At 65.1% G+C, this 7,594-nt stretch carries 9 protein-coding genes and 3 tRNA genes; 9 read left to right on the top strand and 3 right to left on the bottom strand.

Annotation, left to right across the window (positions count from 1 at the left end; translation table 11 throughout):
* Positions 1-31 precede the first annotated feature (31 nt).
* From VFW84_RS15130 to VFW84_RS15110, 5 genes are all read left to right on the top strand, one after another.
* Positions 32-107 (top strand) — tRNA-Ala (locus tag VFW84_RS15130).
* A gap of 89 nt (positions 108-196) precedes the next feature.
* Positions 197-272: transfer RNA gene (locus VFW84_RS15125), tRNA-Glu, on the top strand.
* Positions 273-321: 49 nt separating this feature from the next.
* A tRNA-Asp gene (locus tag VFW84_RS15120) sits at positions 322-398 on the top strand.
* Positions 399-507: 109 nt separating this feature from the next.
* On the top strand, positions 508-924 hold the full coding sequence (locus VFW84_RS15115) for a group II truncated hemoglobin (RefSeq protein WP_329681292.1): 417 nt from the start codon (positions 508-510) through the stop codon (positions 922-924).
* Positions 921-1,247 carry a thiosulfate sulfurtransferase GlpE gene (locus VFW84_RS15110; protein ID WP_329681291.1) on the top strand — a complete coding sequence of 109 codons (327 nt, stop codon included), beginning with the start codon at positions 921-923 and terminating at the stop codon, positions 1,245-1,247. The genes VFW84_RS15115 and VFW84_RS15110 overlap by 4 nt, the downstream gene beginning before the upstream one ends.
* A gap of 14 nt (positions 1,248-1,261) precedes the next feature.
* On the opposite strand, the gene VFW84_RS15105 is transcribed toward VFW84_RS15110, so the two are convergent.
* The 3 genes from VFW84_RS15105 to VFW84_RS15095 are packed head-to-tail and all read right to left on the bottom strand — an operon-like array spanning position 1,262 to position 3,223.
* Positions 1,262-2,713, bottom strand: coding sequence for a UDP-N-acetylglucosamine-peptide N-acetylglucosaminyltransferase (locus VFW84_RS15105; protein WP_329681290.1), 1,452 nt, complete (start codon positions 2,711-2,713; stop codon positions 1,262-1,264).
* A 17-nt stretch (positions 2,714-2,730) separates the two neighbouring features.
* A complete protein-coding gene (locus tag VFW84_RS15100) occupies positions 2,731-3,087 on the bottom strand; it encodes a hypothetical protein (protein WP_329681289.1) in 357 nt (118 codons plus the stop codon).
* A gap of 13 nt (positions 3,088-3,100) precedes the next feature.
* Positions 3,101-3,223: a hypothetical protein gene (locus VFW84_RS15095; protein WP_329681288.1), complete on the bottom strand. Its 123-nt coding sequence runs from the start codon at positions 3,221-3,223 to the stop codon at positions 3,101-3,103.
* A gap of 302 nt (positions 3,224-3,525) precedes the next feature.
* On the opposite strand from VFW84_RS15095, the gene VFW84_RS15090 reads away from it, so the two are divergent.
* The 4 genes from VFW84_RS15090 to VFW84_RS15075 all read left to right on the top strand — a co-directional run.
* Positions 3,526-4,077, top strand: a complete 552-nt coding sequence (locus VFW84_RS15090; RefSeq protein WP_329681287.1) for a PEP-CTERM sorting domain-containing protein — start codon at positions 3,526-3,528, stop codon at positions 4,075-4,077.
* Positions 4,078-4,264: 187 nt separating this feature from the next.
* Positions 4,265-5,650 carry a phosphomannomutase/phosphoglucomutase gene (locus VFW84_RS15085; protein WP_329681286.1) on the top strand — a complete coding sequence of 462 codons (1,386 nt, stop codon included), beginning with the start codon at positions 4,265-4,267 and terminating at the stop codon, positions 5,648-5,650.
* 32 nt (positions 5,651-5,682) lie between these two features.
* A complete protein-coding gene (locus VFW84_RS15080; RefSeq protein ID WP_329681285.1) occupies positions 5,683-6,429 on the top strand; it encodes an IclR family transcriptional regulator in 747 nt (248 codons plus the stop codon).
* Positions 6,426-7,594, top strand: a 1,169-nt coding sequence (locus VFW84_RS15075; RefSeq protein WP_329681284.1) for a 3-deoxy-D-manno-octulosonic acid transferase, incomplete at its 3' end; no start/stop codon positions are given. The genes VFW84_RS15080 and VFW84_RS15075, both read left to right, overlap by 4 nt.

Here is a 7,594-nt window from a genome sequence, read left to right as displayed (position 1 = left end):
TTGGCGCCCTGCCGTGGTCGAAAGACGCGATGGGGGTCTAGCTCAGCTGGGAGAGCGCTTGCATGGCATGCAAGAGGTCAGCGGTTCGATCCCGCTTACCTCCACCACAATGCCCACGGGTTCAGTCCCGCGGAGTTGCGGGTGGCGCCCGGCTGGTGTTGAGATGGATTCGGTCAGCGTGTTGTGATGAGATACTGTCTCCTTCGTCTAGAGGCCTAGGACACCACCCTTTCACGGTGGCTACAGGGGTTCGAATCCCCTAGGAGACGCCAAGTTTGACGGCGCTTGGGTTGTTTGTGCAACCAAAGTCGTTGCCACTGCGGAGTGGTAGTTCAGTTGGTTAGAATACCGGCCTGTCACGCCGGGGGTCGCGGGTTCGAGTCCCGTCCACTCCGCCAAACATGCAAAGCCCTGATGCGCAAGCGTCAGGGCTTTTTCGTTCTCTGAGCTGTCGCACGCCATGGCAGCGGTGACGGCTTGGTATGACAGTTGCATGTCAGATGCTTCATGAGCATCCCCAGCATCGTCCCAGCCCCGTCCAATCCGCACTACGACCGCATCGGTGGTCATGAGGCCGTGGTTCGTCTGGTCGATGCGTTCTATCAGGCCATGGACACGCTGCCTCAGGCGGCCGCCATCCGTGCCATGCACGAACCCGACCTGCGAGCGACCAAGGCCATCCTGATCCTCTACCTCAGCGAATGGATGGGGGGGCCCAAACACTACAGCCCTCAGCGTGGCGCACCCATGCTGCGGCGCAGGCATCAGCCGTTTGCCATCGATGCATCGGCCCGTGATGCATGGATGGAATGCATGCGACAGGCGCTGGGCATGGTGTGTCCTGACGAGGCCTTGCGGACCGAACTGGAGGCCTCCTTCTACAAGGTGGCCGACTTCATCCGCAACACCGCGTCTGCGCCATGAGTTCTTCATCCCGTTTTCAGCGCCTGAAGGCCGGCGAACTGGCCGAGTGGCTCCAGGCGCACCCCGATGCCTTGATCCTGGACGCGCGTGAGGCGAGTCATCATGCACAGGGACATCTGCCGGGCAGTGTGCGTCTGGATGGGCGCAACCATGAGCAACTGCTGATGAGCGAGTCCCGCCGTCGCCCAGTCGTCATCTACTGCTACCACGGCAACGCCAGCCAGACCTATGCAGACATGTTCGTGGATTTCGGCTTCCTGCAGGTTGTCGATCTGATGGGGGGTTGGGAGGCTTGGCAGCGATACGGGGAGGAGGGATCTTGACATCTGGCCTGAGGTCACGCGGGCTGCCAGCCAGGCGGCGCCGGACCCGCTGGTGCCAGACTGATCGGATCCTCGCGTGAGGTCGCCTCCATGGGGCCCAGGGTGCATGGCATCAGTCCATCCTGATGTCGTTGCCACATCGCGATGTACAGCGCTTCGAGGTGGCGGGTGTAAGCCTCGACATTGAACAGCGGTGCCAGCGCGCGCTGGCAGCCCAGGCGATGACGCAATTCGAGCAGGCGTGGGGGATCTGTGAGCAGCTCGATGGCCCGTTGCGCATAATCCGGCAATGAGAACGTGACCAGCTCTGGCAGTCCGACAGCATGCAGCAGGCTGCCCGCCACACGCGATGCAAAGGTGTCACCCGAGCAGGTCAGCACGGGGACTCCCGCCCACAAGGCATCGCTGGCGGTGGTGTGGGCGTTGTATGGCGAGGTGTCCAGCACCAGGTCCGCCAGGGACAGGCGGGCCAGATGTTGCGCCTGAGGCAGCTGCGGCGCAAACACCAGCCGGTGGGGGGCCACGCCCCTCTGCAGGGCCTCGCGTCGCAGATTGCCTTGGGCCTGCTCATCGCTCAACAGCCACAGCACGCTGTCTGGGACCAGCGCCAGCAGGTGGCACCAGATCTCAAAGACCTGCGGGGTGAACTTGTAGGCCTGGTTGAAGCAGCACATCACCAGGCCCTCGCCTGGCAGGCCGGCCGCTGCACGCGAGGGGGGCTCGATCTCGCTGACCTGACGCCCGTGTGGCTGGTAGCTGTGGGGCATGCAGGCCAATGCCTCGCTGTAGTCACCGGCCCGCTCCGATGGCGTGATGAAGCGATCGCTGATCAGATAGTCGCAAAAGCCACCCCCCAGGGTGCCGGGGTAACCCAGGTAGCTGACCTGGACGGGGGCGGGACGATAGGTCAGCAGCATGGTGCGCGTGCCGGCCGTGTAGCCCTTGAGGTCGATCAGGATGTCGATGCCGTCGTCGTGGATGGCGCGGGCCGCCTGCACATCGTCCAGGGCCGAGATGTCGGTGAAGTGCTCAAAGCGATGCTTCAGTCGCAGGCGCATGTCCGAACCATCGTCTCGGCCATAGCTGTAGGCATGCAGTTCGAAGCGCTGCGGGTTGTGAAACTCCAGCATCTCCACCATCAGCAGGGCAGTGGCATGCTGCTGAAAATCGCTGGACAGGTAGCCCAGTCGAATCCGGCTGTCGCGGCGCTCGTGGCGCTGGGCACGGTTGCCCGCAAATTCCAGGGCCAGCCTGTCGCGGTTGGCCTGGCTTCGATCCAGGCGCTCGGCCATCCATCGGGTGGCGCAAGCCTGCTGCTGAGCTGCGGTGATGCCTGGCAGCGACAAGAGATGGAAGGGCGGCAAGGCTTCGCCGTCGACCGCGCCCAGTGCTTCAAGAGCGCCGGTCTGCCATTGCGCGAAGTCCTGCCACTCGCACCATGCCCGGCTGCGTGCGTAGTGCTTCATGGGGCTGTGGGCGGCGCTCAATAGCCCACCTCGAACCACACGGGGTGGCGGCGCCGGAGGTCCTGCAGCAAGCCCAGGGTCTGCGGCACCAGGCCATTGACCGCATACCAGATCTCCTCGCGTCGGGGCTGCACACCATGGCGCAGCTTGTCGTGCAGTACGGTCCAGCCCATCCAGTCCACCTGCATCAGGTGCAGGTGAAGTACCGGGGTGACGTTGCCCAGGGTGTGCGCCATGATCAACAACTGCGCCTCCACGGCACGCAGGGTCAGGGTGCTGGCAAAGAGCTCGTCCTCGCTTTGCATCTCCCGGGTCAGTTGGTCGATGGCATGTCCGGCTTCCATGACGATGTCGTAGAGAGAGCGCTGGTACATCGTCAGGCCTGGGTCAGGGCAGGGTCGGGCGCACGTCGATGCCATGGCGGTCGCGCAAGGGCTTCGCCGGTCTTTCCCGATCGGGAAGGCGTTCCGCCAGCGCCTGCTCATCAGGGTGGTCCATCTGCAACTTCATCGTCGAGCTCCCGGCGTCCGTTGTCGAGGGCTGCTTGCGAGAGACGTGCCAAGGCAGTCTCAGAGGAGAGGTGAGCGATGACGGCGGCGGGCCTGGTCGAGATCCTGTATGGAACACGACAAAAGCGACAGGCCCCTGGCCATGGCGATCACTGCCCGGTGGCAGGACCTGCGCGGCGGATGGTGATGCGTGTCAACTTAGGGATGGCACACATTGAAGCACCCACTTACATTTCGCGACACCTCAGTGGTCCACTGAGGTGTGCTTTTGTTTCGATACGCTTCAATTGGAGGACCTTTCAGATGACTTTCAAGAAAATCGCTTTGGCCGTGGCCAGCGCAACCGCCTTGCTGTGTGGCAGCCATGCTCACGCCACCGTGACCGCCTATGGGTTCACGGTCTCGGGCCCGTGGTTCGACAACAGTGGTACGCCTTATGGCATGCCCTTCTCGCCCAGCCTGAGCGGCTCGATCACGATCGACGATTCGTTCAGTGGCATCGCCGCCATGACGGGTTTTTCGATCACGACGGGCTCCAAGACCTGGACCCTGGCTGATTTCACGGGGGCTGGCTCCTCCACGCTGTCCTTCGACGGCCTGGGCAATCTGACGAACTTCAGCCTGTCGTCTTTTGCGGACGGCAGCGGTTCGATGTACATCTACAGCAACAACACCATGGGTGTGGGTGACGGGCAGGGTGCGTTCAACGCCTGTAATGGCTGCGTCAGTCTGGGCGCTGGCGTGCCGGTGACTCCGTCGGTGCCTGAGCCTGCCAATGTGGCGCTGGCGCTGGCGGGGCTGGGTGTGGTGGGCTGGCGCCTGCGCGGCCGCGTGCAGGCCCAGATCGCAGCCTGATCACGGCCTGCTTTGGCAGATCGACCCTGAGCCCGAAAGGGTTCGGGGTTTTTTTGCGTCTGAGGCCAGCAAGTCGCCCTGCGAATCAGGGGAATATGGCGGCTGTACCCGCACTTGTCATTCGGACGTGGCCAAGCCTCCTTAGAATCTCAGGATCGCAGCATCCATGCTTTCATCGAGGACCACCATGCAAGTCACCGCTTCCATCTTCAAGGCCTATGACATCCGAGGCGTTGTCGGGCAGACCTTGAGCGAGGCTGTGGCCGAGCACCTGGGCCGAGCCTTCGGCACCGAAGCCCTGCAACTGGGCGAAAAGGCCGTGGCGGTCGGACGTGACGGCCGCCTGTCGGGCCCGTCCTTGAGCGCAGCCTTGATCAAGGGCCTGCGCTCCACCGGCATCAACGTCATTGATCTGGGTGCGGTGACCACGCCCATGCTGTACTACGTGGCCGCCACGCGCGGAGAGCAAGGGTGCCACAGTGGCATCCAGGTCACGGGCAGTCACAACCCCAAGGATTACAACGGCTTCAAGATGGTGCTGGCCGGGCGTGCCATCTATGGCGACGACATCCAGGGCCTGCGCCAGCGCATTGAGGCAGAGAGCTACGCCACCGGCCAGGGCAGCCTGACCGAGCTGAACGTGCTGGCTGAGTACACCCAGCGCATCGTGGGGGATTGCAAGCTCGCGCGCCCGCTCAAGATCGTGGTCGATTCGGGCAATGGCATCCCCGGTGCGTCGGCGCCCGGCATCCTGCGAGCCCTGGGCTGCGAGGTGAGCGAGTTGTATTCCGAGGTCGATGGCGACTTCCCCAACCACCACCCCGATCCCTCCAAGCCCGAGAACCTCGTCGACCTGATCGCTGCGGTCAAGGCGCAGGGGGCCGATCTGGGCCTGGCGTTCGACGGCGACGGCGACCGACTGGGCGTGGTCACCAAGGACGGGAACAACATCTTCCCGGACCGTCAGATCATGCTGTTTGCCAAAGACGTGCTCTCGCGCGTGCCGGGCGCGCCCATCATCTTTGACGTCAAGTGCAGCCAGCGCCTGGCCATCGCCATTCGCGAAGCCGGCGGGGTACCGATGATGTACAAGACGGGCCACTCGCTGGTCAAGGCCAAGCTCAAGGAAACGGGCTCGCCCTTTGCCGGCGAGATGAGCGGTCACATCTTCTTCGCCGAGCGTTGGTATGGCTTTGACGATGCCACCTACACCGCAGGCCGCCTGCTGGAGATCCTGAGCAAGGAGGCCGACCCCAGCGCCGTGCTGGATGCCTTGCCCACCAGCTTCAGCACGCCGGAGCTGAACGTGCCCTGCGCCGAAGGCGAGCACCATGCCGTCATCGAGAAGTTGCGCCAGACGGCCACCTTCGAGGGGGCCGAGCTCACCACCATCGACGGCCTGCGTGCCGACTACCCCGATGGCTTCGGCCTGGTGCGCGCCTCCAACACCACGCCGGTGCTGGTGCTGCGCTTCGAGGGCCACACCCCCGAGGCCCTGGAGCGCATCCAGAAGCACTTCATGGCACAGATCCTGGCGGTCAAGCCCGATGCCCATGTGGGAGCGGGCCACTGAGCTCGACCAAGGCACCGGAGGATCGCCACTTCGTGACCGCGCTGGCACGTGGTCTGGAGGTGCTGGGCTGTTTTCGTTCGCGCGACAAGGCCTTGAGTAATCAGGCTCTGGCCACGCGGTGCGGCCTGCCCAAGTCCACCGTCTCGCGTCTGACCTACACGCTCACGCGTCTGGGCTATCTGGAGCATGATGCGGACTCGGGCTTGTACCGTCTGGGCAGTGCGACCTTGTCGCTGGGCAGCACCATGCTGTCGCGCATGGAAGTGCGTCACCGTGCCCGCCCACTCATGCAGCGCCTGGCCGACGAAACCCAGACCATGGTGTCGCTGGGGGCGCGTGACCGCCTGAACATGATCTACGTCGAAAACTGCCGCAGTGACGCGGCCATGTACCTGGGGCTGGATGTGGGCTCGCGCCTGCCTCTGGCCACGACAGCCATGGGGCGGGCCTATCTGCTGGCCTGCACAGACAGTGTCCGTCAGGATCTGCTCAGCCGCATCCGTGAGGCCTCACCCACCGACTGGCCTGCGATCGAACACGGGCTGGCGGCGGCCATGGACGACGATCGTATCCATGGCGTGTGCTGCTCCTTTGGCGACTGGCACGCCGACGTCAATGCCATTGCGATGGCCTTCGTGCCGCATGGCAGCCGCACCCTGGTGTCGCTCAACTGTGGCGGCCCGGCGACCCACCTGTCACGAGAGTACCTGCTGGAGCGCGTGCGCCCGCGCCTGATGGCCGTGGTGCGTGCGATGCAGCAAGCCCCTGAGAACCCATGAACAGCCTGGCCTTGATGCTCTATGCCACCGTGCTGCGCCTGGCCACTCCGGCCTTCTTGTGGCGCGTGTGGTCACGCGGGCGCATTGAGCCCGACTACCGCTGGCACTGGTGGGAGCGGCTGGGCTGGTATGGGCGGGCGCACCGCCAGAAGGTGAACCAGCCACGTGCTTCAACCCTGGTGTGGGTGCACGCGGTGTCGTTGGGGGAAGCGCGCGCCGCGTCGGCCCTGATCGCCGCATTGCGCCTGCAGTGTCCGGGCATGCGTCTGCTGCTGACCCATGGCACGGCCACGGGGCGGGCGGCGGGGCAGAGCCTGCTGCAGGCGTCGTCGGGGGATGTGCAGACCTGGTTGCCCTATGACACCCCTGGGGCGGTGCGGCGCTTTTTGCGTCTGCACCGCCCTGATGTTGGCGTGCTGATGGAGACCGAGGTGTGGCCGGTGTTGCAGCGTGAGGCCGAGCGCGCCGGCCTGCCCATGGTGCTGGCCAACGCCCGCCTGAGCGACAAGAGCCTGAGGCAAGGCCAGCGGCTGTCGTGGCTCATGCGCCCGGCTGCCCGTCGCATGTCGCTGGTCCTGGCGCAGACCGATGGGGATGCACAGCGCTTCGAGACCCTGTTGCAACGCGAGGCAGCGTCCGTGGGGCCCCAGGTGACGGTGTGTGGCAACGTCAAGTTCGACATGACGCCGGCCCCTGACCTGCTGGCCCGTGGCCAGGCCTGGCGGGCGGCGGGTGAGGCCCGCCCCCTGATCCTGGCCGCCAGCACCCGCGAGGGTGAAGAGGCCGGCCTGCTGGCGGCCTGGATGGCCTGGCGCGCTGGGCCGGGCCGGGCGGTGGGGGGCATGGCACCACGATTGTTGATCGTGCCTCGTCACCCGCAACGCTTTGACGAGGTGGCGCTGCTGATCCAGGCGCAGGGCCTGAGCCTCTCGCGCCGCAGTGCCTGGCCGCACGGCCGGCCGGACGCCCAGGCCTTGTCGGCCGATGTCTGGCTGGGGGATTCGATGGGTGAGATGCCCGCCTATTTCGCTGCAGCGCGGGTGGCTTTGCTGGGGGGCAGTTTCGCCCCTCTGGGTGGGCAGAACCTGATCGAGGCCGCAGCCTGCGGCTGCCCCATCGTGATGGGGCCTTCGACCTTCAATTTTCAGGAGGCGGCCGAGCTCAG

This window comes from Aquabacterium sp., from assembly GCF_036279655.1.
GTDB lineage: Bacteria > Pseudomonadota > Gammaproteobacteria > Burkholderiales > Burkholderiaceae_C > Aquabacterium.
The sequence above is the reverse complement of the archived record's forward strand: the minus strand, read 5'-3'. Positions and strand labels throughout refer to the sequence as shown.